This window comes from Streptomyces sp. NPDC059080, from assembly GCF_042739975.1.
In the GTDB taxonomy this organism is placed as follows: Bacteria; Actinomycetota; Actinomycetes; order Streptomycetales; family Streptomycetaceae; genus Streptomyces; species Streptomyces benahoarensis.
Map to the genome: position 1 here is coordinate 80,952 of NZ_JBHYGX010000013.1, position 24,974 is coordinate 105,925.

The 24,974-nt window shown below is 71.2% G+C and carries 27 protein-coding genes and 4 tRNA genes; 7 read left to right on the plus strand and 24 right to left on the minus strand.

The annotated features are described in order from the left end of the window. Nucleotides 1–111: 111 nt before the first annotated feature. From rplJ to ACFWWQ_RS13710, 7 genes are all read right to left on the minus strand, one after another. Nucleotides 112–642: a 50S ribosomal protein L10 gene (gene rplJ / locus ACFWWQ_RS13680; RefSeq protein ID WP_384595010.1), complete on the minus strand. Its 531-nt coding sequence runs from the start codon at nucleotides 640–642 to the stop codon at nucleotides 112–114. Between the two features lie 305 nt (nucleotides 643–947). Beyond that, the gene (locus ACFWWQ_RS13685) at nucleotides 948–1,802 is read right to left on the minus strand and encodes a hypothetical protein (protein ID WP_384595013.1); all 855 of its coding nucleotides are present in this window, start codon (nucleotides 1,800–1,802) and stop codon (nucleotides 948–950) included. 148 nt (nucleotides 1,803–1,950) lie between these two features. Beyond that, nucleotides 1,951–2,667, minus strand: a complete 717-nt coding sequence (gene rplA / locus ACFWWQ_RS13690; RefSeq protein WP_384595016.1) for a 50S ribosomal protein L1 — start codon at nucleotides 2,665–2,667, stop codon at nucleotides 1,951–1,953. 113 nt (nucleotides 2,668–2,780) lie between these two features. Further along, nucleotides 2,781–3,215 carry a 50S ribosomal protein L11 gene (gene rplK, locus ACFWWQ_RS13695; RefSeq protein ID WP_143940025.1) on the minus strand — a complete coding sequence of 145 codons (435 nt, stop codon included), beginning with the start codon at nucleotides 3,213–3,215 and terminating at the stop codon, nucleotides 2,781–2,783. Nucleotides 3,216–3,383: 168 nt separating this feature from the next. Then, nucleotides 3,384–4,271: a transcription termination/antitermination protein NusG gene (gene nusG / locus ACFWWQ_RS13700; RefSeq protein WP_384595019.1), complete on the minus strand. Its 888-nt coding sequence runs from the start codon at nucleotides 4,269–4,271 to the stop codon at nucleotides 3,384–3,386. A gap of 72 nt (nucleotides 4,272–4,343) precedes the next feature. Next, nucleotides 4,344–4,640 (minus strand): preprotein translocase subunit SecE, encoded by a 297-nt coding sequence (gene secE / locus ACFWWQ_RS13705; RefSeq protein WP_384595022.1) that lies wholly within the window; start codon nucleotides 4,638–4,640, stop codon nucleotides 4,344–4,346. A 109-nt stretch (nucleotides 4,641–4,749) separates the two neighbouring features. Beyond that, a tRNA-Trp gene (locus ACFWWQ_RS13710) sits at nucleotides 4,750–4,822 on the minus strand. Between the two features lie 182 nt (nucleotides 4,823–5,004). Between ACFWWQ_RS13710 and ACFWWQ_RS13715 the strand changes: the two genes are divergently transcribed. Further along, nucleotides 5,005–6,249: a pyridoxal phosphate-dependent aminotransferase gene (locus tag ACFWWQ_RS13715; protein WP_384595025.1), complete on the plus strand. Its 1,245-nt coding sequence runs from the start codon at nucleotides 5,005–5,007 to the stop codon at nucleotides 6,247–6,249. Between the two features lie 122 nt (nucleotides 6,250–6,371). Next, nucleotides 6,372–7,391: an adenosine deaminase gene (locus ACFWWQ_RS13720; protein ID WP_384595028.1), complete on the plus strand. Its 1,020-nt coding sequence runs from the start codon at nucleotides 6,372–6,374 to the stop codon at nucleotides 7,389–7,391. Between the two features lie 130 nt (nucleotides 7,392–7,521). On the opposite strand, the gene ACFWWQ_RS13725 is transcribed toward ACFWWQ_RS13720, so the two are convergent. The 6 genes from ACFWWQ_RS13725 to ACFWWQ_RS13750 form a co-directional block, all read right to left on the minus strand. Further along, entirely contained in the window at nucleotides 7,522–8,586 is a 1,065-nt protein-coding gene (locus ACFWWQ_RS13725) for a UDP-N-acetylmuramate dehydrogenase (RefSeq protein ID WP_384595031.1), read from the minus strand. Nucleotides 8,587–8,647: 61 nt separating this feature from the next. Continuing rightward, nucleotides 8,648–9,082 carry a MaoC family dehydratase gene (locus ACFWWQ_RS13730; protein ID WP_384595034.1) on the minus strand — a complete coding sequence of 145 codons (435 nt, stop codon included), beginning with the start codon at nucleotides 9,080–9,082 and terminating at the stop codon, nucleotides 8,648–8,650. Nucleotide 9,083: 1 nt separating this feature from the next. Further along, nucleotides 9,084–9,539, minus strand: coding sequence for a MaoC family dehydratase N-terminal domain-containing protein (locus ACFWWQ_RS13735; protein WP_384595037.1), 456 nt, complete (start codon nucleotides 9,537–9,539; stop codon nucleotides 9,084–9,086). An 86-nt stretch (nucleotides 9,540–9,625) separates the two neighbouring features. After that, entirely contained in the window at nucleotides 9,626–9,790 is a 165-nt protein-coding gene (rpmG, locus tag ACFWWQ_RS13740) for a 50S ribosomal protein L33 (RefSeq protein ID WP_006604855.1), read from the minus strand. A gap of 88 nt (nucleotides 9,791–9,878) precedes the next feature. Further along, a tRNA-Met gene (locus ACFWWQ_RS13745) sits at nucleotides 9,879–9,951 on the minus strand. A gap of 46 nt (nucleotides 9,952–9,997) precedes the next feature. After that, nucleotides 9,998–10,070: transfer RNA gene (locus ACFWWQ_RS13750), tRNA-Thr, on the minus strand. A 182-nt stretch (nucleotides 10,071–10,252) separates the two neighbouring features. Between ACFWWQ_RS13750 and ACFWWQ_RS13755 the strand changes: the two genes are divergently transcribed. After that, nucleotides 10,253–11,506: an amidohydrolase family protein gene (locus ACFWWQ_RS13755; RefSeq protein ID WP_384595040.1), complete on the plus strand. Its 1,254-nt coding sequence runs from the start codon at nucleotides 10,253–10,255 to the stop codon at nucleotides 11,504–11,506. Nucleotides 11,507–11,764: 258 nt separating this feature from the next. Further along, nucleotides 11,765–12,427, plus strand: coding sequence for an NAD(P)H-binding protein (locus ACFWWQ_RS13760; RefSeq protein ID WP_384595043.1), 663 nt, complete (start codon nucleotides 11,765–11,767; stop codon nucleotides 12,425–12,427). A gap of 250 nt (nucleotides 12,428–12,677) precedes the next feature. On the opposite strand, the gene ACFWWQ_RS13765 is transcribed toward ACFWWQ_RS13760, so the two are convergent. Further along, the gene (locus ACFWWQ_RS13765; protein ID WP_384595046.1) at nucleotides 12,678–13,676 is read right to left on the minus strand and encodes a zinc-dependent alcohol dehydrogenase family protein; all 999 of its coding nucleotides are present in this window, start codon (nucleotides 13,674–13,676) and stop codon (nucleotides 12,678–12,680) included. A 64-nt stretch (nucleotides 13,677–13,740) separates the two neighbouring features. Further along, on the minus strand, nucleotides 13,741–14,523 hold the full coding sequence (locus ACFWWQ_RS13770; protein WP_384595049.1) for a DeoR/GlpR family DNA-binding transcription regulator: 783 nt from the start codon (nucleotides 14,521–14,523) through the stop codon (nucleotides 13,741–13,743). A gap of 293 nt (nucleotides 14,524–14,816) precedes the next feature. Between ACFWWQ_RS13770 and ACFWWQ_RS13775 the strand changes: the two genes are divergently transcribed. Both ACFWWQ_RS13775 and ACFWWQ_RS13780 read left to right on the plus strand, forming a co-directional pair. Continuing rightward, nucleotides 14,817–15,269: a CBS domain-containing protein gene (locus ACFWWQ_RS13775; protein WP_384595052.1), complete on the plus strand. Its 453-nt coding sequence runs from the start codon at nucleotides 14,817–14,819 to the stop codon at nucleotides 15,267–15,269. Between the two features lie 119 nt (nucleotides 15,270–15,388). Then, nucleotides 15,389–15,520: a hypothetical protein gene (locus tag ACFWWQ_RS13780; protein WP_384595055.1), complete on the plus strand. Its 132-nt coding sequence runs from the start codon at nucleotides 15,389–15,391 to the stop codon at nucleotides 15,518–15,520. Nucleotides 15,521–15,673: 153 nt separating this feature from the next. On the opposite strand, the gene ACFWWQ_RS13785 is transcribed toward ACFWWQ_RS13780, so the two are convergent. Further along, nucleotides 15,674–15,755: transfer RNA gene (locus ACFWWQ_RS13785), tRNA-Tyr, on the minus strand. Between the two features lie 197 nt (nucleotides 15,756–15,952). Between ACFWWQ_RS13785 and ACFWWQ_RS13790 the strand changes: the two genes are divergently transcribed. Beyond that, on the plus strand, nucleotides 15,953–16,441 hold the full coding sequence (locus ACFWWQ_RS13790; RefSeq protein WP_384595058.1) for a YajQ family cyclic di-GMP-binding protein: 489 nt from the start codon (nucleotides 15,953–15,955) through the stop codon (nucleotides 16,439–16,441). Nucleotides 16,442–16,572: 131 nt separating this feature from the next. Here ACFWWQ_RS13790 and ACFWWQ_RS13795 read toward each other — a convergent pair whose 3' ends face one another. From ACFWWQ_RS13795 to ACFWWQ_RS13830, 8 genes are all read right to left on the minus strand, one after another. Then, complete coding sequence (locus tag ACFWWQ_RS13795; RefSeq protein ID WP_143941893.1) at nucleotides 16,573–16,965, minus strand: YccF domain-containing protein; 393 nt, start codon at nucleotides 16,963–16,965, stop codon at nucleotides 16,573–16,575. Nucleotides 16,966–17,052: 87 nt separating this feature from the next. After that, entirely contained in the window at nucleotides 17,053–17,916 is an 864-nt protein-coding gene (htpX, locus tag ACFWWQ_RS13800; RefSeq protein WP_384595061.1) for a zinc metalloprotease HtpX, read from the minus strand. Between the two features lie 228 nt (nucleotides 17,917–18,144). After that, nucleotides 18,145–19,710, minus strand: a complete 1,566-nt coding sequence (locus tag ACFWWQ_RS13805) for an NADH-quinone oxidoreductase subunit N (protein ID WP_384595181.1) — start codon at nucleotides 19,708–19,710, stop codon at nucleotides 18,145–18,147. A gap of 8 nt (nucleotides 19,711–19,718) precedes the next feature. Continuing rightward, entirely contained in the window at nucleotides 19,719–21,437 is a 1,719-nt protein-coding gene (locus ACFWWQ_RS13810) for a NuoM family protein (RefSeq protein WP_384595064.1), read from the minus strand. 2 nt (nucleotides 21,438–21,439) lie between these two features. Further along, nucleotides 21,440–23,344 (minus strand): NADH-quinone oxidoreductase subunit L, encoded by a 1,905-nt coding sequence (locus ACFWWQ_RS13815; protein WP_384595067.1) that lies wholly within the window; start codon nucleotides 23,342–23,344, stop codon nucleotides 21,440–21,442. Beyond that, entirely contained in the window at nucleotides 23,341–23,718 is a 378-nt protein-coding gene (gene nuoK, locus ACFWWQ_RS13820; protein ID WP_143941897.1) for an NADH-quinone oxidoreductase subunit NuoK, read from the minus strand. Before nuoK ends, ACFWWQ_RS13815 begins: the two co-directional genes overlap by 4 nt. Then, entirely contained in the window at nucleotides 23,718–24,389 is a 672-nt protein-coding gene (locus tag ACFWWQ_RS13825) for an NADH-quinone oxidoreductase subunit J (RefSeq protein WP_384595071.1), read from the minus strand. Before ACFWWQ_RS13825 ends, nuoK begins: the two co-directional genes overlap by 1 nt. Next, entirely contained in the window at nucleotides 24,386–24,973 is a 588-nt protein-coding gene (locus ACFWWQ_RS13830; RefSeq protein ID WP_384595074.1) for a NuoI/complex I 23 kDa subunit family protein, read from the minus strand. The genes ACFWWQ_RS13825 and ACFWWQ_RS13830 overlap by 4 nt, the downstream gene beginning before the upstream one ends. Between the last annotated feature and the right edge of the window lies 1 nt (nucleotide 24,974).

Consider the following 24,974-nt stretch of genomic DNA (forward strand, 5'->3'; position numbering starts at 1 on the left):
CCACTAATTCGGCTGGTGCCGGATGTACATGTGAGGCGGGCGTACGTCGGGCCCGCTGTGGCCACTCCGCCTAGGCACGCCTAGACGGAAGCCGCCAATGTGCGAGCCGAATTACTCGGCACCGCCCTGCTCGGCCTGCTGGGCACGGAGCGCGTCCACGGTGCGGACGAGCTTCGACGGCAGCGCCTGGAAGACGGAGGCAGCCTGCGACTGCTTCGCCTTGAAGGCACCGGCCAGCTTGCTGAGCAGAACCTCGCGGGACTCGAGGTCCGCAAGCTTCTTGATGTCATCGGCGGACAGTGCCTTCCCTTCGAAGACACCACCCTTGATGACGAGGTTCTGGTTCTCCTTGGCGAAGTCACGAAGACCCTTCGCCGCCTCGACCGGGTCACCGGTGACGAAGGCGACGGCCGTCGAGCCCTGAAGGTGCTCGTCCAGCACGGAGATCCCGGCCTCCTGGGCCGCGATCTTGGTCAGCGTGTTCTTCACCACACGGTACTGAGCGTTATCACCGAGCGAACGACGCAGATCCTTGATCTGCGCGACGGTAAGTCCGGTGTACGCGGTGACGACAGCAGCGTTGGAGTTGCGGAACTTGTCCGTGATCTCCTCGACAGCTGCGACCTTGTCGGGACTTGCCATGAGCCTCGGCCTCCTTCCGGGTGATGAGGACCGCGCAGAAGGGGCTGGGCAAAACAAACGCCCCGGCGCAGGTGCACGGGGCGTGACTCGACCGTACGACGGAGCGTCCGGGAGTTCATCCACACATACCTGCGCAGGCCGTCCGCAGCTAGCGGATCCTTCGGCCACCACGCGCCCGGGAAAGGACGCGCAGAGACAACCAGCGGTCTTTGGCTTCCTCGGTACGGTACGCGAACGGCCCACGCTCAGGCAAATCCGCCGCGAGGGGCGCCGCAACGCCCCTCGCCTGCGGTTCCACGCCTCGGTCAGGCGGCGGGAGCGGTCATCGTCTGGCTCGCCGGCGGCGCCTCGACGGAGACCTTGGTGCCGTAGTCGGAGTAGAACGCCGTGGCGTCGGTGGGCATCTTGCCGGCGACGTGCTCCTCCTTCTTCACCAGGAGGTTGTCGCCGTCGATCCAGAGGTCGAGCTTCTCGCTCTTCGCGCCGCCCTGCTCCAGCTGCTTCTGGACGGCGTCGCGGATCTCCTTGCCGAGGTTCTTGCTCAGGTCGGCCATGCTGACGGTGCCGGTGTAGTGCGTCGCCTCGACGCCGTTCACCTTCTCCTTGCCGACGACCTTGGCGGTGCCGGAGGCGATCAGCACATCGATCGGCTGGCTCGGGTTGGCGTTGTCGAGGACGTCCTTGACCGCCGTGCCGGACGCGCCCATCTGCTTCGACAGCGCCTCGTAGGAGTACTTGACCCACGGCTTGCCGCCCGCGCCGGGCATGGCCGAGCCCGCGTTCATGTAGACCGCGTCCTGGGTGTAGAGCGCCTTGATGGGCTTGCCGCCCGTGGGGCTCTTGTCGCCGGTCAGGGTGTTCTCGACGTTCATCTGCATGCCCTGCGACCAGTCGAGACCGCCCTTGGTGGTCTGCTTGAAGCGGCCGCTGGAGGTGGTGGTCTCCGTCGTGCCGTCGAACTTCGCGGAGTTCTTGGCCGCGGTGGCCGCCTTGGCCGCCTTCAGGGCGTCGGCAGGGCCCTGGGCCGCCTTGTCGCCGCCCGCCGCGTCGCTGCCCCCGCCGCCGCTGCCGGACGCCTTGGCACCGTCGTTACAGGCGCTGAGACCGCCCACCAGCAGAACTACCCCCGCCACCGCGGCGGTGATTCGCGTGCTATGCATCTGAGGCTCCCCCTTGAATCGCTGTGCGGAATGCGGTGGTGACTCTAATGCAGCCCACCGACACCGCACGCGACAGACCCCGCCATCCGGAACCGGACGGCGGGGCCTGCGTCATGCTGTGCGCACTAGGGCACGTCGATCACTGGGATCAGACGGCCTCTTCCTCGACGAGGAGGTTGCGGGTGCGGTTGGCGTCCAGCGGGATGCCGGGGCCCATCGTGGTGGTGATGGTCGCCTTCTTGATGTAGCGGCCCTTCGCGGCGGACGGCTTGAGACGGTTGATCTCCTCAAGCGCCGCGGCGTAGTTCTCCACCAGCTTGGTCTCGTCGAAGGAGACCTTGCCGATGATGAAGTGGAGGTTCGCGTGCTTGTCCACGCGGAACTCGATCTTGCCGCCCTTGATCTCGGTGACGGCCTTGGCGACATCCGGGGTGACGGTGCCGGTCTTCGGGTTCGGCATCAGACCACGGGGACCGAGCACGCGGCCGAGGCGGCCGACCTTGCCCATGAGGTCCGGGGTGGCGACGACGGCGTCGAAGTCCAGACGGCCCTTGGAGACCTCGTCGATCAGTTCGTCGGAGCCGACGATGTCGGCGCCCGCGGCTTCCGCGGCCGCAGCACGGTCGCCGGTCGCGAAGACCAGGACCCGGGCGGTCTTACCGGTGCCGTGCGGGAGGTTCACGGTGCCACGGACCATCTGGTCGGCCTTGCGCGGGTCGACACCCAGACGCATGGCGACCTCAACGGTCGAGTCGAACTTGGAGGACGAGGTGTCCTTGGCGAGACGGACGGCCTCGAGCGGGGCGTACAGACGCTCCCGGTCGATCTTCGCGTCCGCGTTGCGAAGAGTCTTGCTGCGCTTCACTGCTGCTCCTGAACAGATGCGACCGTGCGGCTTTCACCGCGCGGAGGATGGAGTCGTGGTGCGGGCCAGCGCCTGGCCCTGCCACGGGTGGCGAGTGCGCCGGTACGAGCGGGTCAGCCCTCGACCGTGACGCCCATGGACCGGGCGGTGCCCGCGATGATCTTCGCGGCGGCGTCCAGGTCGTTGGCGTTGAGGTCGGGCATCTTGGTCGTGGCGATCTCGCGCACCTGGGCGTCGGTGATCTTCGCGACCTTCTTGGTGTGGGGCTCGCCGGAGCCCTTGTCCACACCGGCGGCCTTGAGGATCAGCTTCGCGGCCGGCGGGGTCTTGGTCACGAAGGTGAAAGAACGGTCCTCGTAGACCGTGATCTCCACCGGCACGACCATGCCGCGCTGCGACTCGGTCGCGGCGTTGTAGGCCTTGCAGAACTCCATGATGTTCACGCCGTGCTGGCCCAGCGCGGGGCCGACCGGCGGAGCCGGGTTCGCGGCGCCGGCGCTGATCTGGAGCTTGATGAGCCCCGTGACCTTCTTCTTCTTGGGAGGCATGCTCTCTCCGGGTCCTAGTGAGAGGTTTTTCGCCATGCCATCCGGTCATCCGGATGGAGGCATACCGCACCACGATAACGGGTAGGGTCGTGCGGCCAAAAACCGAGCAGGTCAGACCGGCTGCGACAGCCGGTCTGACCTGTTCGGAAGCGGGGGTCCGGAAGAGCGTCAGTTCTTCTGGATCTGGTCGAAGCTCAGCTCGACCGGGGTCTCGCGGCCGAAGATCTCGACGAGGCCCTTGACCTTCTTCGAGTCGGCGTTGATCTCGTTGATCGTCGCCTGCAGCGTCGCGAACGGACCGTCGGTGACGGTGACGGAGTCGCCCACCTCGAAGTCCAGCACCTGGACCTCGATCTTGCGCTGCGGCGCGGGCTTGCCCTCGGCCGCGGCGGCTTCCTTGGCGGCCTTCTCCTCGGCCTCCGGGGCGAGCATCTTGACGATCTCGTCCAGCGTCAGCGGGTACGGGTCGTAGGCGTTGCCGACGAAGCCGGTGACACCGGGGGTGTTGCGGACGACGCCCCAGGACTCGTTCGTCAGGTCCATGCGCACGAGCACGTAGCCCGGGAGCTTGTTCTGGCGGACGTTCTTGCGCTCGCCGTTCTTGATCTGGACGATCTCTTCCTCGGGGACCTCGGCCTGGTAGATGAAGTCCTCGACGTTGAGCGAGACGGCGCGCTGCTCCAGGTTGGCCTTCACGCGCTTCTCGTAGCCCGCGTAGGTGTGGATGACGTACCACTCACCGGGCAGACCGCGCAGCTCGTCGCGGAGGGCGGTGACCGGGTCGACCGGCTCCTCCTCGACCTCGGCGACGTCCTCGTCCTCGGCGCCGTCCTCGTCCTCGTCCTCGACGTGGACGGCGGCGGATTCGGCGGGCTCACCGGCCTCGGTGTCCTCGGCGTCGATCTCGTCGGCGCCGTCGGCGTTCTCGACGATGTCGACGGCGCCCTCGCCATCGGAGACGGCGGCAGCGTCGCCCTCGACCTCGGCCGGGACGGCCGCGTCGGCCTCCGCGGCCGTGACGGGCTCGGCGGCGTCGTTCAGGTTCGGGTCAGACACGTGGCTGCTTCTTCCTGGCTTCAAGGGGTTGAACATGCGAAAGGGCACCCCGCTGAGGTGCCCTCCGCGGGATCAGCCGAAGACGTACCCGACGACTCGGTTAATTCCCAAGTCAATCACGGTTACGAGACCGATGATGACGACGACGAAGACGATCACCACTGTGGTGTACGTCGACAGCTGGCTGCGGGAAGGCCAGACGACCTTGCGGAGCTCCGCGACGATCTGGCGGTAGAAGAGCGCCATACGTGCGAGCGGGCCCTTCTTGCCGCGCTTACCGCCGCGGCGGGGCTTCCTCGTGGATTCCGCTGTGTCGTCCTCGGAACGGCCACGCTCAGGCATGTCGATGGAGCCTAGGGCGTCCGTCACTCGTCCTCACCTGAATCCGGGTCGTGGCCGTACAGCGTCCGGCCCGGCCGCACGGCGGTGCATTTCAGTACGTACGCGTGCACGCACAGCGGTGAAGAAGTGCGTGTAGCAGGGCCGGAGGGACTTGAACCCCCAACCGCTGGTTTTGGAGACCAGTGCTCTACCAATTGAGCTACGACCCTTTGTGCGTCCCCCAACCTACCTCATGTGTCCGGCGCACCAAGTGCGTGGAACGCGCTGCCCGGTTGGGAGCCAACGGTCAGCGAGTGTACGTGTTCCGAGGCCGGGCGTCGAACAGAAACGTCCCGGGCGGCGCCGGTGGAGCCCCACGCCGGGGCGATCGGAGGTCTGCGACGATGCCGCCATGAGCGCTGTATCCCCCTCAGAACCGACCGGCGCCGCGGGCGGGATCCGCCGCGTGTCCGCCCGTGTCGGGGCCATCTCCGAGTCCGCCACGCTCGCCGTCGACGCCAAGGCCAAGGCCCTGCGGGCCGCCGGCCGCCCAGTGATCGGGTTCGGCGCCGGGGAGCCCGATTTCCCCACGCCCGACTACATCGTGGAGGCGGCCGTCGCCGCCTGCCGCACGCCGAAGTACCACCGCTACAGCCCGGCCGGCGGGCTGCCCGAGCTGAAGTCGGCGATCGTCGCGAAGACGCGCCGCGATTCGGGGTACGTGGTCGAACCGGCCGAGGTCCTGGTCACCAACGGCGGCAAGCAGGCGATCTACGAGGCGTTCGCCGCGCTGCTCGACCCGGGCGACGAGGTGATCGTCCCGGCGCCGTACTGGACGACGTACCCGGAGTCGATCCGGCTGGCCGGGGGCGTCCCCGTACCGGTGGTGGCCGATGAGACGACCGGATACCGGGTGGGCGTCGAGCAGTTGGAGGCGGCCCGTACGGAGCGCACCAAGGTGCTGGTGTTCGTCTCGCCGTCGAACCCGACCGGCGCGGTGTACCCGCGCGAGCAGGTCGAGGCGATCGGCCGCTGGGCGGCACGGCACGGACTGTGGGTGCTGACCGACGAGATCTACGAGCATCTGGTCTACGGCGACGCGGAGTTCTGCTCGCTGCCGGTGGTCGTGCCGGAGCTGCGGGACCGGTGCGTCGTGGTCAACGGCGTGGCCAAGACGTACGCGATGACCGGCTGGCGGGTGGGGTGGATGCTCGGGCCGAAGGACATCGTCAAGGCGGCGACCAACCTCCAGTCGCACGCCACGTCCAACGTCGCCAACGTCCCGCAGGCGGCGGCGGTCGCCGCGCTGACCGGCGATCTGACGGCCGTCGACGCGATGCGGACCGCCTTCGACCGGCGGCGCCGCACCATCGTGCGGATGCTGAACGAGATCGACGGTGTGGTGTGCCCGGAGCCGGCGGGCGCCTTCTACGCGTATCCGTCGGTGAAGGGGCTGCTGGGCAAGGAGATCCGCGGGCGGCGGCCGGACAGCAGTACGGAGTTGGCGGAGCTGATCCTGGAGGAGGCGGAGGTCGCGGTCGTCCCGGGCGAGGCGTTCGGCACCCCCGGCTATCTGCGGCTGTCGTACGCGCTCGGCGACGACGATCTGGCCGAGGGCGTCACGCGGATCCAGGAGCTGCTGGCGGGGGCGCGGTAGCCGCGGGGATGCCGTCCGTACGGGCCATCGGGGCTTCCCGGTGGCCCGTACGCGTTTTCCCGGGTCAGCTCATTCGGGGACCGGGGTACCGGCGTGGCGGGTCCGTGCGGCAAGATCGGCGAATGGAGAGCGTTCGTGACGTGCGTCAGCTGCCGAAGGCCCATCTGCACCTGCACTTCACAGGGTCGATGCGGAGCACGACCCTGCTGGAGCTGGCCGACAAGTACGGCGTCCATCTGCCCGAGGCGCTGCGCGGCGGGGAGCCGCCGCGGCTGCGGGCGACGGACGAACGCGGCTGGTTCCGCTTCCAGCGGCTGTACGACATCGCCCGCTCGTGCCTTCGGACCCCCGAGGACATCCAGCGGCTGGTGCGCGAGGCCGCCCAGGAGGACGTCGCCGACGGGTCGGGCTGGCTGGAGATCCAGGTCGACCCGACGTCGTACGCGCCGCGGCTGGGCGGGCTGATCCCGGCGCTGGAGATCATCCTGGACGCGGTGCGCGCCGCCTCGCAGGAGACCGGCCTGGGGATGCGGGTGGTGATCGCCGCGAACCGCATGAAGCATCCGCTGGACGCCCGGACGCTGGCCCGGCTCGCGGTGCGCTATGCCGATCAGGGCGTCATCGGGTTCGGGCTGTCCAACGACGAACGCCGGGGTTTCGCACGGGACTTCGACCGGGCCTTCGCCATCGCGCGGGAGGGCGGGCTGCTGGCGGCGCCGCACGGCGGGGAGCTGTCGGGCCCGGCGAGCGTGCGGGACTGCCTGGACGATCTGCACGCCGGGCGGGTCGGCCACGGGGTGCGCGCCGCGGAGGACCCGGTGCTGCTGCAGCGGCTGGCGGAGCGCGGGGTGACGTGCGAGGTGTGCCCGGCGTCCAATGTGGCGCTGGGGGTGTACGAGAAGCAGGAGGACGTGCCGCTGCGGACGCTCTTCGCGGCCGGGGTGCCGGTGGCGCTGGGCGCCGACGATCCGCTGCTGTTCGGCTCGCGGCTGGCTGCGCAGTACGACATCGCGCGGCGCGCGCACGGCTTCACGGACACGGAGTTGGCGGAGCTGGCCCGGCAGTCGGTACGCGGTTCGCGGGCGCCGCAGCCGGAGCGGGAGCGGCTGCTGGCGGGGATCGACGGGTGGCTGGCGGGCTGAGGCGGCCGGGGCGCGGCGGCGCCTTGCGGGTACGGGCGGTTCCGGATGTCCGGGACGCCATGGCCGGGCTCCCGGCCTCCGGGCGCGCCCGGTGCGGCCCCGGCTCCCCCGGAGCCGCCGACGGCCCGCCTCAGAGGCTGACGCCCACCGTCACCGGCTCGTTGACGAGGGTGACGCCGAAGGCCGCGTGGACGCCGTCGCGGACCTCGCGGGCGAGGGCCAGCAGGTCCTCGGTGGTGGCCTCACCGCGGTTGGTGAGGGCGAGGGTGTGCTTGGTGGAGATGCGGGCGGGGCCGGTGCCGTAGCCCTTGGGGAAACCGGCCTTGTCGATCAGCCAGGCCGCGGAGGTCTTCACCCGGCCGTCGCCCGCGGGGAAGGCGGGCGGGGCGGTGTCCGGGCCGAGGCGGTCGTGGACGCGGGCGACGAACGCGGCGTGCTCGGCCTCGGTGAGGACGGGGTTGGTGAAGAAGGAACCGGCGGACCAGGTGTCGTGATCGTCCGCGTCCAGGACCATGCCCTTACCGGCGCGCAGCGCGAGAACGGTGGCGCGGGCGGTCGCTGCGGGGACGCGCTGACCGGCCTCGACGCCGAGCACCCGGGCCGTCTCGGGGTACTTCAGCGGCGCGGAGAGCCCGCCCGCGTCCTCCAGGGCGAAGCGGACGCGCAGCACGACGTAGCGGTCCGGCTGCGCCTTGAAGCGGCTGTGCCGGTAGGAGAAGGCGCACTCGGCGTTGGTGAGGGTGACCGTCTCCTCGGCGCGCCGGTCGTAGGCGACGACCTCGGTGATCGTCGCGGCGACCTCCTGGCCGTACGCGCCGACGTTCTGGATCGGGGTGGCACCGGCCGAGCCGGGGATCCCGGCGAGGCATTCGACACCGGCGAGACCGGCCTCGACGGTGCGGGCGACGGCATCGGACCAGTTCTCCCCGGCAGCGAGTTCCAGGCGGGTGCCGTCGAGGGCGAAGCCGCGGGTCGCGATGCGCAGGGCGGTGCCGTCGAAGCCCTTGTCGCCGATGACGAGGTTGGAGCCGCCGCCGATGATCAGCAGCGGGGTCCCGGCGGCGTCGGCCTCCCGGACGGCGGCGATCACCTCGTCGTCCGTGACGGCCGTGATCAGTCGGTTCGCCGGACCGCCGAGCCGGAACGTGGTCAGCGGGGCGAGCGGGGCTTGGTGTTCCTCGTGGCGTTCCTGCACGCGCCCAAGGGTACGGGGGCGGCCCGGCGCCGTCCGCCGGCCGCCCCCGAGGGATGTCCGGTCAGGCCAGGCGGACCACGGCGCGGGACATGCCCAGCACCTTCTGGCCGCCGCTCATCGCGGTGAGGTCGACGCGGACGGTACGGGCCTCGTCGTCGAGCTTGGCCGCGACCTTGCCGCTGACCTCGATGACCGCACCGGCGTCGTCGTTGGGGACGACGACGGGCTTGGTGAAGCGGACGCCGTACTCGACGACGGCCGCCGGGTCACCGGCCCAGTCGGTGACGACGCGGGCCGCCTCGGCCATGGTGAACATGCCGTGCGCGATGACGTCCGGCAGCCCGACCTCCTTGGCGAACTTCTCGTTCCAGTGGATCGGGTTGAAGTCGCCGGAGGCGCCCGCGTAGCGGACGAGGGTGGCGCGGGTCACCGGGAAGGACTGCGCCGGGAGTACGGTGCCGACCTCGACGTCGTCGTAGGAGATCTTCGCGGTCATGTCAGGACGCCTCCTCGACGGCGCGGGCGACGAGCTTGGTGGCCGCGGTCACGACGTGTTCGCCGTTCTCGTCGTGGACGTCGCCGCGGATGTCGATGATGTCGTTTCCGGCCATCGTCTTGATCGCTTCGATGGTGGAGGTGACGGTGAGCCGGTCACCGGCGCGTACGGGGCGGGTGTAGGCGAATTTCTGGTCGCCGTGCACCACGCGGCTGTAGTCCAGGCCGAGCTGCGGGTCTTCGATCACCTGGCCCGCGGCCTGGAAAGTGATCGCGAACACAAAGGTCGGCGGGGCGATCACCTCGGGGTGACCGAGCGCCTTGGCCGCTTCGGTGTCGGTGTACACGGGATTCGGATCACCGATCGCCTCGGCGAATTCCCGGATCTTTTCCCGGCCGACCTCATACGGGTCGGTAGGCGGGTACGTACGACCGATGAATGACGGGTCGAGCGCCATTGGCTCGCAACCTCCCTGACTACTGGGGTGATAACGCCGTAAGGCCGCCCCCATTATCTGGGGACGGCCTCACGTACGAGCCTGTGTTATCGCGTCTCGCGGTGCGCGGTGTGCGAGTTGCAACGAGGGCAGTGCTTCTTCATCTCAAGACGGTCCGGGTCGTTACGCCGGTTCTTCTTGGTGATGTAGTTCCGCTCCTTGCACTCCACGCAGGCCAGCGTGATCTTCGGGCGGACGTCGGTGGCAGCCACGTGAGTGCTCCTTGACGGAAAGATGGACGGATGAACGCATAAAAGAGTAGCCGATCGAAGGACCGACCCCGCAATCGGCTACTGTCAGTAGCGGTGACCGGACTTGAACCGGTGACACAGCGATTATGAGCCGCTTGCTCTACCGACTGAGCTACACCGCTGCGATGCGAAGGAAACCTCGTCCGAAGACGAGGAACCTCACACCAGAGCCCCAATACGGAATCGAACCGTAGACCTTCTCCTTACCATGGAGACGCTCTGCCGACTGAGCTATTGGGGCGAGCGATGAAGACATTACACGGCCCGCCGCCAAACGTGAAATCCGTATCCGGGCGACGCCCGCTCCCCCGGACCGCACCACGCCGGTACGACTATTCCGCGCCTGCGCGGGCCGCCCGGGGCCGCGGCCTAGGCTCGGGGCACGCTGCGTGATCTTGCACGCCCGTGGCTTCGAGGAGCGCGATGTCCGACAGCAGTTCACCGCAGCCGTCCCCGCGGCCGGGCAAGCCGGACGGCGGCTCCGAAGCGGGCTCCCTGGCACTGTGCGGCGCGCGGCTCGCCGACGGCCGCGCGGTGGACGTACGGCTCGGCGGTGGCCGGATCGAGGCGGTCGGGACGGCCGGGGCGCTGGCCCCGCAGGGCGCCCGGGTCGACCTCTCCGGCTATCTGCTGCTTCCGGCGCCCGCCGAACCGCACGCCCACTGCGATACGGCGCTGACCGCGGATGCGGCGGGCCCGGCGTCCGACTCCCCCGAGGACGTTCAGCGGCGTACCACCGAGGCGGCGCTGCTCCAGCTCGGGCACGGTGCGACCGCCTCGCGCACCCATGTGCGGGTCGGCGGGGTGCGGGGGCTGCGGGCGCTGGAGGCGGTGCTCAAGGCGCGGCGGTCGCTGCGGGGGCTGGCGGATCTGTCGGCGGTGGCGGTGCCTCGGGTGCTGACCGGGGTGGCGGGCGCGGACGGGCTGGCGATGCTGCGGGACGCGGTGGCGATGGGCGCGTCGGTGGTCGGCGGCTGTCCCGATCTGGACCCGGATCCCGCCGGGCACGTCGAGGCGGTGCTGGCGGTGGCGGCGGAGCACGGCTGTCCGGTGGACCTGCACACGGACGGGGACGATCCGGCGCGGCTGGCCCGGCTGGCGGCGATGGCGGGCGGGCTGCGGCCCGGGGTGGCGATCGGGCCGTGCGCCGGGATGGCCCGGATGCCGCGGAGCGTGGCGGGCCGGGTCGCCGATCAGCTCGCGGCGGCGGAGGTCACCGTCGTCTGTCTGCCGCAGGGCGACTGCACGGCGCTGGAGCGGTACGGATCCCGGGTGGCCCGGCCCGCGCCGGTGCGGCTGCTGCGGGCGGCGGGGGTGCGGGTGGCTGCGGGCAGCGGCGCGCTGCGGGACGCGGCGAACCCGGTGGGCCGCGGCGATCCGCTGGAGGCGGCGTATCTGCTGGCGTCCCTGGGCGAGGCCACGCCGGAGGCCGCGTACGAGGCGGTGAGCGGCGCGGCGCGGGCGGTGCAGGGGCTGCCGGAGGTCCGCGTCGAGGCGGGCTTCCCGGCGGAGCTGCTGGCGGTGCGGGGCGAGCGGATCGCGGGGGTGCTGTCGCTGGCGTACAGCCGGGTGGTGGTCCATCGGGGGCGGGTGGTGGCGCGGACCAGCGCGGTACGGGAGTACTGCGACGCCGCGGTCGCGGTGGCACTGGAGCTGCCGCGGCAGTCGCAGCGGTGAGGTGGGGGCTTATGGGGGGGCGGGCCGGTAAGGGGCGGGGGCGGACGTTCAGGAAGGCATCCTGATGAATACCGGGCGGGAGCAGACGCTCAGGAAGCCTTCCTGATAGTGACCGGGCGGGAGCAGACGCTCACGCGAGCTTCCTGACAGTTACCGGGCGGGCCTGCGCGACAGCGGTGTCGCCCGTGCGGGCCCGGGACGGGCGCAGGGCCGTCGCGGCGGGCGGGTTTCCGGGCGGGGTCGTCTACGGTCGGCGGCATGCGCATTGTCATCGCAGGTGGACATGGTCGGATCGCGCTGCGGCTGGAGCGGTTGCTCGCCGGGCGCGGGGACGAGGTGGCCGGAATCATCCGCCGGCCGGAGCAGGCGGGTGACCTGCTGGCGGCGGGTGCCGAGCCGGTGGTGTGCGATCTGGAGTCGGCGTCGGTGGCGGATGTGGCGCGGCATCTGGCGGACGCGGACGCCGCGGTGTTCGCCGCGGGCGCGGGGCCGGGCAGCGGCGCGGCCCGTAAGGACACTGTGGACCGCGGTGCGGCAGCACTGTTCGCCGATGCGGCGGAGGCGGCGGGCGTCCAGCGTTTCGTGGTGGTGTCGTCGATGGGCGCGGACCGGGAGCCGCCGGAGGGCACCGGCCCGGTGTTCGCCGCGTATCTGCGGGCCAAGGGCGCCGCGGACGCGGACGTACGGGCGCGGGCCGGTCTCGATTGGACGATCCTGCGCCCGGGGCGGCTGACGGACGACGTGGGGACGGGCCGGGTGACGCTGGCGGAGTCGACGGGCCGGGCGGAGGTGACCCGCGACGACGTTGCGGCGACGCTGCTGGCCCTGCTGGACGCGCCGGGCACGGCGCACCGCACGCTGGAGCTGATCAACGGCGGAACGCCGGTCGCGGAGGCGGTGCGGGCGGTGGCCGGGGGCTGAGCCGGCCGTTTTCGTGCCCGGGCACAACGGCGTCACGCCACCGGACAGGCCCGCCCTGGCCGTCTCCGTCGGCCCTGTCGGAGCGGGCCTTGTCCGAGCGGGCCCTGTCGGAGCGGGCCCTGTCGGAGCGGGCCCGGCCGGGCCGCCGCCCTCGCGCCGTCGGACCGACCCGTCCGCTCCCGTCACGCGCCCACCCGTCCGCTCCCGTCACGCGCCCATCCGGCCCGGCCGCCCACCGTCACACCGCCGCTCAGAGCCCAGGATGGATCTGTATCTTGCGGCCCGTTCCGGCGCGGAAGGTGTCCAGGGCGGTGGCGAAGTCGGCGAGGCCGAAGCGGTGGGTGAGCATGGTGTCGGCGTCGATGACGCCCTTGGCCATGAGGTCGACGGCGCGGCCGAAGCTGTGCAGGACGGCCATCGAGCCGACGATGGTGATCTCGTCGTTGTAGACCTGGAACGGCGAGAACGACGCCTTGGCCGCCGACGGCGCGACCCCGAACTGCTGGAACGTGCCGCCGCGGCGCACCCGGGTGAGGCCGTCCTCGATGGCGGGGACGGCGCCGGTGCAGTCGATGACGGTCTCCCAGCCGCCGGGCCGCTCCAGCGCGGCGGCGTCGGTGGCGGTGGCGTCGGCGCCGAGGCGGACGGCGACGGCGAGCCTGTCCTCGTTGACGTCGACGACCGAAAGGGAGGCGGCACCGGCGGCGCGGGCGAGCTGGAGCATCAGCAGTCCCATCGTCCCGGCGCCGTAGATCAGGTAGTGGTCACCGAGGCGGCGCGGCAGGACGTCGAAGCCGCGGACCGCGCAGGACAGCGGCTCGATGAGGGTCCCCTGGACGGTGTCGACGTTCTCGGGGAGCCGGTAGCAGTTGGCGGCGGGCACCGTGACGTACTCGGCCATCGCGCCGTCGACGGTGTCGCCGATGGCACCCCAGCGCTCACAGAGGTTGCCGCGGCCGATGGCGCAGAAGCGGCAGGCGCCGCAGAACAGCGACGGGTCGACGGCGACCTGAGTGCCGGTAGGAAGCCCCGTCACCCCCTCCCCCAGCGCGACGACCTCGCCGGTGAACTCGTGCCCGGGGATGATCGGGTACGGCGTGGGCGCGAACTCGCCCGCCACGATGTGCACATCAGTCCCGCAGATCCCGACGGCCGCGGGCGCCACAACGACCTCGCCGGGCCCGGGTGTCGGGTCGTCGACGGTGGCGAGGGTGTGAGTACCGGGCGTTTCGACGACGACGGCGCGCAAGGGATCGGCCTCTCTCGTTGCAGATGCGGTGCGGTGGTGCGGCGGCGGGTGCGGCGCGGGCCTTTCAGGTCGGTGGGGCGGTGGGCGTGACGGTGCGGACCTCGGCGCCGAGATCGCGGGCGGCGCGCAGCTCGTCGGTGACCAGCAGGTCGTATCCGCCGACGTCGCCGTAGCCGTAGGTGGCGGTGCGGCCGAACTTGCGGTGGCCCACAGCGAGTACGGCCCGGTCGGCGGCCTGGAGGTAGGCGCGTTTGTTGTCGGCGTACTCGCGGACCGGGTGGTAGAGCCGTCCGGCGCTGATCGAGGTGGCGGTGACGAAGGCGACGGCGGCGCGAAGGCCCCGCAGCTCGCGCCGAGAGCGGGGGCCCGCGCAGGACTCGAAGTCCTCGTGGAACCGGCCGCCCAGCAAGGTGACTTCGGTGGACGAACCGGACAACAGGTAGGCGATGCGCAGGGAGTTGGTGATGACGTGCAGGCCCTCGAAGGCGGCCAGGCGGCGGGCGAACGGGAAGAGTGTGGAGCCGCAGTCGACGAGGACGGTGCTGCCCGGGGCGACCTCCTCGACCAGCGCGTCGGCGAGCGCCGTCTTGGCGTCGAGGTCGGCGTGTTCGCGGAAGCGGACCGCGCTCTCCATGGTGACAACGGGGAAGGCGGTGGCCACCCCACGGCCCTTGTGGAGGAGTTGGCGTTCGGTGAGGTTGTCGAGATCGCGGTGCATCGTCATCACGCTGACGCCGAGGCGTTCGGCGAGATCGGCTATCCGTATCTCGCCCTCGTCGGCGACCTGACGCAGCACCGTTCTGCGGCGCTCTTCCACCTCTGCCTCGGACCCACGGCTCGGCCGCATGGCCGACCTCCCCCCTTCGCTGGCTCGACGCGTTCCCCCGGAATGTCGCTCACGGCTCTCTTCGACGATAAGGCGCGCCCCACGAAAGTCACACACTTTATGTGAAGTTCAGGGAACTCTCAGGGTTCCCCTTGGGGGTTGCTCCCGCCCGTGGGGCTCGTCCGGGGCGGACGGCGGGGCCCGGCCATCGGTGGTGTCATGGAGGGAGAAGACGGCACGAGAGGGGCGGAGGGGAGCCGCCCCGGGAGCGCCACCGGGGGGCGCGGTGCTCCGCCACCCGGAAGGAGACTGTCATGCCCGGCACACCCGGCGCGGCCGGTCAGCTGCGCGCCCAGGACATCATGACCGGCGGGGCGCACTGCGTCGGCGCCCACGAGACGCTGCACGCGGCGGCGCGGATGATGCGCGATATGGACGTCGGCTGCCTGCCCATCTGCGGCGACAACAACCGCCTCATCGGCATGATCACCGACCGCGACATCGTCGTCCGGTGCTGCGCCGACGGCATCGACCCGGCGGAGGTGCAGGCCGGGACGCTGGACGGTCCGGTCCACTGGATCGACGCGGCGGCGAGCGCCAGGGAAGTCCTCAACACGATGGAACAGCACCGGATCAAGCGCCTCCCGGTGATCGACGTCCGCGCGGGTCACCGCCTTGTCGGCATGATCACCGAGGCGGATCTCGCGAAGAACCTCAGCGATGCCCAGGTGGCCGAGTTCGCCGGGCGGGTGTACGCGGACGCGTGAGGAGCGGACGGCGGGCGCGCGGTGAACGCGCCCCGGCGCGGCGCATCGAGCCGGGCCAGCCGCCCCAGGGACGTCAGGTCGACGATGCCGACGGTCGGTGTTCACCCTGCGGGCAAGCGATGTCCTGCTGGGGGCCTGGCCGGTCCGCGGCGGTCCTGCTCCGCATGTACGCCAAGGCCCTCGCCAAAACGCGTGAACGGGCGAACAACCAGATCGAGGACGCCATGAGGGACTGGAACGAACCCGAGTAGCTGGGGAACGCCTGGGGAACACCTACTGGCCATCGCTGAGATCGATGCGCCACACGGTGAGACAGGTCGGAGCGGCCGCCAGTCGTCCCGCAGAAAAGGAAAACCCCCTCTCACTTGCTGTTTCAGCAAGCGAGAGGGGGTCTCCACCACCTGTGGCGGCGCCAGGATTCGAACCTGGGAAGGCGAAGCCGGCAGATTTACAGTCTGCTCCCTTTGGCCGCTCGGGCACACCGCCAGGGTTTGCTGCCGGGAGATCCGCTTGGTGCGGCGTTCCGTGGCAACGACGTAAACCATACCTGATGGCAGGGGGTGCTCCGCCACTCGGTTCGATGGCCGGGGTCATGGGTGACGGGGCCGCCTCCTCTAGGCTGGCGGGGCGGTCCGAGACGGGCCGTTTCCCTGACGGACCTATCCACGAGGAGCCAACTCACCATGGCCGACTCCAGTTTCGACATCGTCTCGAAGGTCGAGCGGCAGGAGGTCGACAACGCCCTCAACCAGACCGCCAAGGAGATCTCGCAGCGCTACGACTTCAAGGGCGTGGACGCGTCGATCGAGTGGTCGGGCGAGAAGATCGAGATGCGCGCCAACGGCGACATGCGGGTCAAGGCCGTGCTCGACATCTTCCAGTCCAAGCTGGTCAAGCGCGGGGTCTCGCTGAAGGCGCTGGACGCGGGCGAGCCGCAGCTCTCCGGCAAGATGTACAAGATCTTCGCCTCCATCCAGGAGGGCATCTCCCAGGAGAACGCCAAGAAGGTCGCCAAGACGATCCGCGACGAGGGCCCTAAGGGCGTCAAGGCGCAGGTGCAGGGCGACGAACTGCGGGTCAGCTCCAAGAACCGCGACGACCTCCAGGCCGTCCAGCAGCTGCTGAAGGGCAAGGACCTGGACTTTGCGATCCAGTTCGTGAACTACCGGTAGTCACCGGCGCACGACGGCACCGGCCCGCGGGCCCGGACGTGCCGTCGGCGGAAATACGCAGCAACCGGGTGGGGCGGCGGGCCGTGGGCGCGCCGCCCCACCGGCGTGCGGGCACGGGGCGGCGGTAGCGGTCAGCGGGTGGCGAACGGCTCGTCCGTGGGGACGATCTCGCGGCCGAGCGGCATCAGGGAGATCGGGATCATCTTGAAGTTGGCGATGCCGAACGGGATGCCGATGATCGTGATGCAGAGGGCGATACCCGTGCAGATGTGGCCCAGCGCCAGCCACCAGCCCGCGAAGATGATCCAGATGACGTTGCCGATCGTGGATCCGGCGCCCGCGTCCCGGCGTTCGACGGTGGTACGGCCGAAGGGCCAGAGCGCGTAGCCCGCGATGCGGAAGGACGCGATGCCGAACGGGATCGTGACGATCAGGACGCAGCAGATGATTCCCGCGAGGACATAGCCGAGCGCCAGCCAGAAGCCGCTGAGGACCAACCAGATGACGTTGAGGATGAGCTTCATGATCGATAGCCTTCCACGGCGGGGCGACAGGTGGGTACGCCCTGGTAGACGCGGCGGCCGGTGGGGAACGTTGCGACGCGGGCACCCCTATATGTGAGGGCCGGCCATCTGCTCCAGGCGGTTGATGCGCTCGCGCATCGGCGGGTGGGTGGCGAAGAAGCGGGACATGCCGTCCCCCGCGCGGAACGGGTTGGCGATCATCATGTGCCCCGCGGTCTCCAGCCGGGGCTCCGGGGGCAGCGGCAGCTGCTGGGTGCCCCTCTCCAGCTTACGGAGCGCGGAGGCCAGGGCGAGCGGATCGCCGGTGAGGCGCGCGCCCGACGCGTCGGCCTGGTACTCGCGGGAGCGGCTGACGGCGAGCTGGATCAGGGAGGCGGCGAGCGGCCCCAGGATCATGATCAGCAGCATGCCGAGCACCCCGGGGCGGTCGTCGTCGTCCGAGCGGCCGACCGGGATCAGCCAGGCGAAATTCACCAGGAACATCACTACGGAGGCCAACGCCCCGGCCACCGAGGAGATGAGGATGTCGCGGTTGTGGACATGGCTCAGCTCATGGCCGATCACCCCGCGCAGCTCCCGTTCGTCCAGCAGCTGGAGGATGCCGTCGGTGCAGCAGACCGCGGCGTTACGGGGGTTGCGCCCCGTGGCGAAGGCGTTCGGGGCCTGGGTCGGGGAGAGGTAGAGGCGCGGCATCGGCTGGCGGGCAGCCGTCGACAGCTCACGGACCATGCGGTACAGGCCCGGGGCCTCGAATTCGCTGACCGGGCGGGCGCGCATGGCACGCAGCGCGAGCTTGTCGCTGTTCCAGTACGCGTAGGCGTTCGTCCCGACCGCGACGAGCACGGCGACGATCAGGCCCGTACGCCCGAAGAGGCTGCCGATGACGATGATGAGGGCGGACAGGCCACCGAGGAGTACGGCGGTTCTGAGCCCGTTGTGCCGGCGGTGCACCGTACGCCCTCCAAGCGATCCGGCAGGGGAACCCGCTGCTGCGATGTCCACTCTCCAGTGGACCCTTACTCACTGGTCAACGTGAGATGAGCAGGGCAGGTTCCCTCGGCCGCCGCACCCGGGGAGGGCCGGTTCCGGTGCATGGGGCGTACGCGGAGGGCGTGTGCGGCGGGGCGGGCGCCTACGGCGGAGCGCCGTGTTCCGGCCAGGGCACGGCCCCGGCCGGAGCTACAGGAGGGTGCCGGCGGCGAAGCGCAGGACGAGCTGCGGGGCGCCGGAGAGGGCCACGCCGAGGACGGTGGCCAGGGTGAGCGCGACGGCGAGCGGTACGGGGATCCGGGCGGCCACGGGGCGGACGGCCGCGGCGCCCCCGGCCGTCACGTCCACGGACGCCACGGCGTCCTCGGGGGCGGCGTGGAAGAGCGCGGCCGTCCAGCGGAGGTAGTAGTAGAGCGCGATCACCACATTGACGGCCATGATCACGGCGAGCCAGCCCAGGCCCGCGTCGACGGCCGCGGCGAAGACCGTGACCTTCGCGAACAGGCCGATGACACCCGGCGGCAGCCCGGCCAGGCAGAGCAGGAAGAAGCCGAGGGCCAGCCCCACCAGGGGGCGGCGGGTGGCGAGGCCGCGGTAGTCGGTGAGGCGGTTGGCCGGGCTGGTGCGCGCCACCAGAGCGGCGACCGCGAACGCGCCGAGGTTCACCGCGGCGTACATCAGGGCGTACGCGACGGTCGACCCGATGGCGCGCCCCGGGGCGTCGGCGTACGCGGCGGCGGCGATCGGCACCAGGAGGTACCCGGCCTGGCCGACGGAGGACCATGCCAGCAGCCGTACGGCGCTGTGGGTGCGGCCGGGGTCCTGGCGCAGCGCCGCGACGTTGCCGACGGTCATGGTCAGCGCGGCCAACACCGCCAGCACCGGGCCCCAGACGTGCGCGTACGTGGGAAAGCCCTTGACCGTGACGAGGATCAGGCCGGAGAAGCCGACGGCCTTCCCGATGACGGAGAGGTACGCGGCGATGGGCAGCGGGGCGCCGACGTAGGTGTCGGGCACCCAGAAGTGGAACGGCGCGGCGGCGGTCTTGAAGGCGAAGCCGACGAGGGTGAGGGCGACACCGGCGCTCGCGAGGGTGGCCAGGCGCGGGTCCGGGAGGTGGGCGAGCCCATGGGCGACGCGGGTCAGATGGAGGCTCCCGGTGGCGGCGTACAGGAAGCTGACGCCCAGGAGCATCACGGCGGTGGCGGCCACCGAGGAGAGGAAGAACTTCAGGGCCGCCTCGGAGGACAGTCGGTCGCCGCGGCGCAGGCCGACCAGTGCGAAGGCGGGCAGCGAGGCCACCTCCAGGGCGAGGACGAGGGTCGCCAGGTCCCGGGAGGCGGGCAGCAGGGCGGCGCCGGAGGCCGAGGAGAGCAGCAGGAACCAGTACTCGCCCGCGGGCAGGCCGCCGTCCTTGACGGTGTCGATGGACAGCAGCGCGGTCAGCAGCGCACCGGCCAGCACCAGGAACTGGATGACCAGGGCGAACGGATCCGCGACATAGCTGCAGACGTCGCCGCCGCCGACGCAGAAGGTACGGCGGTCGCCACCCAGCAGGGGCAGCAGGGAGAGCCCGGCCAGGGCGAGGCCCCCGATGGCGAGCCACCCCAGGAGCGGTTTGCGGGCCACCGGGAGGAACAGGTCGGCGACGAGCACCACCAGGGCGACGACGGCGGTGAGGACCGGGGGCGCCAGGGCGATCCAGTCGACGGACTGCACCAGGGACGCCGCTCCGCTCGCGGCCGTCGGGATCATCGGGCTGGTCACTTGCCGCCTCCGAGGAGCTGCTGGACGGCCGGGTCGGTGAGGCCGAGGAGGGCCGCGGGCCACAGTCCGGCGAGGACGGTGAGGGCGGCGAGGGGGGTCCAGGCCGCGTATTCGTGGCGTGCGATGTCGGGGATCACGGGCCCCGCCCCCGGGCTCCCGGTGGCGGGCCGGTTCGCGTCCGGGGCGGCGCGGTGCGCGGCCTCGTCCGGGGAGGCGGTGCCCTCCTCGACCGCGGCGGCGGGCTCGGCAGCCTCGGGGGTGGCGCCCATACAGACGCGGCGGACGACGAGCAGCAGATACGCGGCGGTCAGCAGGGTGCCGAGCCCCGCCAGCGCCATGAAGGTGAGGAACGCGGGGCGGCTGAGACCGGGGGCCGGGTGGAACGCGCCGAACATGGCGAGCATCTCGCCCCAGAAACCGGCGAGCCCGGGGATGCCCAGGGAGGCGACGGCGGCGAAGGCGAGGAGGGCGCCGAAGCGGGGCGCGCGGCCGTAGAGGGCGGCGCCGGTGGTACCGGCGAGGGTGTCGAGGTCGGTGGTGCCGGTGCGGTCCTTGAGGGCGCCGACCAGGAAGAAGAGCAGGCCGGTGATGAGGCCGTGGGCGATGTTGGCGAAGAGCGCGCCGTTGACGCCGGTGGGCGTCATGGAGGCGATGCCGAGCAGCACGAAGCCCATGTGGCCGACGGAGCTGTACGCGATCAGCCGTTTCAGGTCGCCCTTGGCACCCTTGCGGACCAGCGCGAGGCAGGCGAGCGAGCCGTAGATGATGCCGACGGCGGCGAGGGCGGCGAGGTAGGGCGCGAAGGTGTGCATGCCCTCGGGTGCGATCGGCAGCGCGATCCGCACGAAGCCGTACGTGCCCATCTTCAGCAGGACACCGGCGAGCAGCACCGAGCCGACGGTGGGGGCGGCGGTGTGGGCGTCCGGCAGCCAGCTGTGCAGCGGCCACAGCGGCGACTTGACGGCCAGTCCGATGCCGATCGCGAGCACCGCGACGAGCTGAACGGTGTGGCTGAGCTGGGATTTCGGTCCGTTGTCAGCGGCGAGTGCAACCATATCGAACGTGCCGGTTTTTACTCCGATGAGGAGGAAACCGAGCAGCATGACGACGGAGCCGAGCAGCGTGTAGAGGATGAACTTCCAGGCGGCCGCCTGCCGGCCGCCCGACTCCCGGCCGGACGGAGTGCCGGGCGCCGCGCCTCCGGAATTACCGCCCCAGCGGGCGATGAGGAAGTACATCGGGATGAGCACCATCTCGAACGCGAGGAAGAACAGCACGAGATCGAGGACGGCGAAGGTGGCGAGAGTGCCGGATTCCAGGAGAAGCAGCAGCGCGACGAACGCCTTGGGGGACGGCCCCTTGGGCACCGAGAAGTAGCTGTAGAGCGCGCAGAGGAAGGTCAGCAGCGCGGTCAGGACGACGAGGGGGAGCGAAATGCCGTCAATGCCGAGGTGGACGCGGATGTCCAGCGCAGGGATCCAGCGGATGTCGGTGGTGGCCTGCATCCGGGCCGGGTGGCCGTGGTCGAAGCCGATGGCGAGGGCCACGGCCGCCGCGAGGACGACGCCGGTGACGGTCACGCCGTGGCGCAGTACGGCCTGGTCGGGGCCGCGGCCGCGGAGACCGGGCGGGGCCGGGAGCAGCGCGCCGACGGCGCCCAGGAGCGGGAGCACGACGACGCCCGCGAGGAGCAGCTGCATAGCGGTGTGATTCATGGTCAGGCTCCGGTGCCCGTGGCGACGAGGACGGCGGCGACGGCCAGGACGAGCGCGCCCGCGAGCAGCGCGCCGAGGTAGGTCTGCACGTTGCCGGTCTGGGCGCGGCGGACGGCGGCGCCCAGCCAGCGGGGGCCGGTGCCGGCGGCGCGGACGTAGGTGTCGACGACCTCACGGTCGAGGAAGCGGACGAGGACCGCGGCGGCGCGGACGGGCCGGACGAACAGCGCGCGGTAGACGGCGTCGAGGTGGAAACCGGCGGCCGCCGGGCGGTACAGCGGCCCGAGCAGCACCCGGCCGGGGTCGGTGGCGGCGCCGACCGCCGCGGTGCGGGTGGCCGGGGCGGTGGTGTGGCGCCAGGTCGCGTAGGTGACGAGGCCGCCGACGAGGACGATGCCGGTGCCGAGGACGGAGGTGGTGAGGGTCGGGATGAGCGAGCGTCCGTCGAACCAGTCGGGCAGGAAGGGGGCGGCCAGGCCGAAGGCGGCGGTGGGGACGAAGAGGACCCACAGCACGGCCTTCATGGCGAGGGGCTGCGGGCCGTGGTCGGGGGCCTCGGGTCCGCTGCCGCGGAAGGCGAGCAGCCACAGCCGGGTGGCGTATCCGGCGGTGAGGAGGGCGGCGATCAGCCCGGAGATCAGGACGGTCCACCCGGCTGCACCGGGGATTCCCGCGGCCCCACCGGTGGCGGCGTGCTCGGCGGCACCGAGGACGGCTTCCTTGGAGAAGAAGCCGGAGAACGGCGGGACGGCGGCGAGCGCGAGGAGCGCGACGGTGACGGTCCAGTAGGCGTCGGGGACGCGCCGGTCGAGGCCGCTCATCCGGGACATGGCGGAGAGCGAGTTGGTACCGGCGGCGTGGATGAGCGCCCCGGCGCCCAGGAAGAGGAGGGCCTTGAAGGCTCCGTGGGAGAGGAGGTGGAAGACGGCGGCGCCGCGGTCGCCGACGGCCAGGGCGCCGGTCATGTAGCCGAGCTGGCCGACGGTCGAGTAGGCGAGGACGCGTTTGACGTCGTCCTGGGCGAGCGCGGCCAGACCGGATCCGATCATGGTGATCGCGGCCATGACGGCGAGGACGACCAGCGCCGCGGCGGAGGCGGCGAAGACGGGGAGGAGCCGGGCGACGACATAGACACCGGCGGCGACCATCGTCGCGGCGTGGATGAGCGCCGAGACGGGGGTGGGACCGGCCATGGCGTCGGGCAACCAGGTGTGCAGCGGGAACTGCGCGGACTTGCCCGCGACACCGGCGAGCAGCAGCAGCGCGATCAGCGTCGGGTGGTCGAGACCATCGCGGGCGACGGAGCCGAGGATGCCGGTGATGCGGAAGGTCCCGGTGTCGGCGGCGAGCGCGAAGATGCCGAAGAGGAAGGGGACATCGCCGAGCTTGGTGACGAGGAACGCCTTGAGGGAGGCGGCGCGGGCGGCCTCGGTCTCCCAGTAATGGCCGACGAGGAAGTACGAGCAGATGCCCATGACTTCCCAGCCGACGAGCAGCACCATCAGGTCGCCGGTGTAGACGACGAGCAGCATCGCGGAGGTGAAGAGCGAGACCAGCGCGGCGTACGACGGGTAGCGCGGGTCGTCGCGCAGATAGCCGGTGGAGTAGATCTGCACGCAGGTCGCGACCACACCGACCAGCACGGCGATCAGTACGGCGAAGCCGTCGAGGTGCAGGGCCAGGTCGATGGGGACGGAGCCGGTCGGGGTGAGCCGGGTGGCGACGTCGGTGGCGGGCCCGGTGCCCACTCCGGCGGCGACGACGGCGGCGAGCGCGGCAGCCGCGAGTGTGGGCAGCACCGCGAGCGGCCGGACGAAGCCGGGGGCGCGGCGGCCCAGGAAGAGCCCCGCGACCGCGCCGAGGAACGGCAGGAAGGGGACGAGGACGGCGGTGGTCGTGGGTGTCACGCGGTGGCCTCCGCCTTGGTGTCCGGCTGCGGCTGCTGGTCCGTGGCGTCGGCGTCCGGGGTGCCCGGCGTGTCGGCGAGGTCACGCAGCCGGTCGATGTCGGAGATGCCGCGGTGGCGGTGGACGAGCAGCACGATCGCCAGACCGATGCCGATCTCGGCGGCGGCGACGGCGATGGTGAAGAGGGTCAGTGCCTGACCGGCGTGGAGGGTGTCGCGCAGCCAGGCGTCGAAGGCGACGAGGTTGAGGTTGACGGCGTTGAGCATCAGCTCGACGGACATCAGCACCAGGATCGCGTTGCGTCGGGCGAGCACGCCGTACAGACCGGTACAGAAGAGGAGGGCGGCGAGGACGGCCGGATAGACGAGATGCATCAGCGCTGCTCCTCTCGCGGGGCGGGGCCGGGGGTGGCGACGGGGCCGGTGGCCGTGCGGGCGGCCGGGGCCGTGCGGCCGGGGGCCGGGGGTGTACCCGGGCCCGGGGGCGTACCGCCGTCGCCGGTGCTCGCCGTGTCGGTGTCCTTGCGGGAGAGGACGATTGCGCCGACCAGGGCGGCGAGCAGCAGGACGGAGAGGGCTTCGAAGGGGAGCACCCAGTACTGGAAGAGGCTGCGGCCGGTGGTCTCGGTGGTGCCCTGCGGGGTGCCGAGTTCGATCCAGGTGGCGCGGAACGCGTCGACGACGACCCACACCAGGGCGACGGCGGAGGCCGCGGCCACGGCGACGGCGGCCCAGCGGTTGCCGGAGTCGGCGTCCGGCGACCGGCCGATGGGCGCCTTGGTGAGCATCAGCCCGAAGAGAAGGAGGACGACGACGGAGCCGACGTAGATCAGGACCTGTACCCAGGCGATGAATTCCGCGGTCAGCAGCAGGTATTCGACGGCGGTGCCGCCGAGGGCGACGACCAGCCAGAGCGCAGCGTGGACGAGCTGCCGGGTGGTGACGGTGACGACCGCGGCGCCGAGGGTGACGAGGCCGACGAGGAGGAAGGCGATCTCGACGCCGGACGAGGTGAGGAAGCCGTGGCTTGCGGCGGCGAGCGTCACGCCTCCTCCCCGGGGCTCTCGGCGTCGGCGGCGGCCTGCTGGGCGGCCAGTTTGTCGGCCGTCTTACGGGCGGCGGCGATCTCCTTGGGTTCCTCGGCGGCGGGGTCGAGGGCGGGCGGTTCGGGCACGGTCCACATCCACTCGCGGAGTTTGTCGCGCTCGTGGGTCAGTTCGCGGATGTCGGTCTCGGCGTACTCGAACTCCGGTGACCAGAAGAGGGCGTCGAAGGGGCAGACCTCGATGCAGATACCGCAGTACATGCAGAGGGAGAAGTCGATGGCGAAGCGGTCGAGGACGTTGCGGCTGCGTTCGCGGCCGCCGGGGGCGGCGGGCGGCACCGTCTCCTTGTGGGAGTCGATGTAGATGCACCAGTCGGGGCATTCGCGGGCGCAGAGCATGCAGACAGTGCAGTTCTCCTCGAACAGCCCGATGACGCCGCGGGTGCGCGGCGCCAGGTCGGGCTGGACGTCGGGGTACTGCGCGGTGACGCTGCGCTTCGTCATCGTCCGGAGAGTGACGGCGAGGCCCTTGGCGAGCCCGGAGCCGGGGAAACCGGACGGCTTGGGCTTCTTGTCCACGGCCATC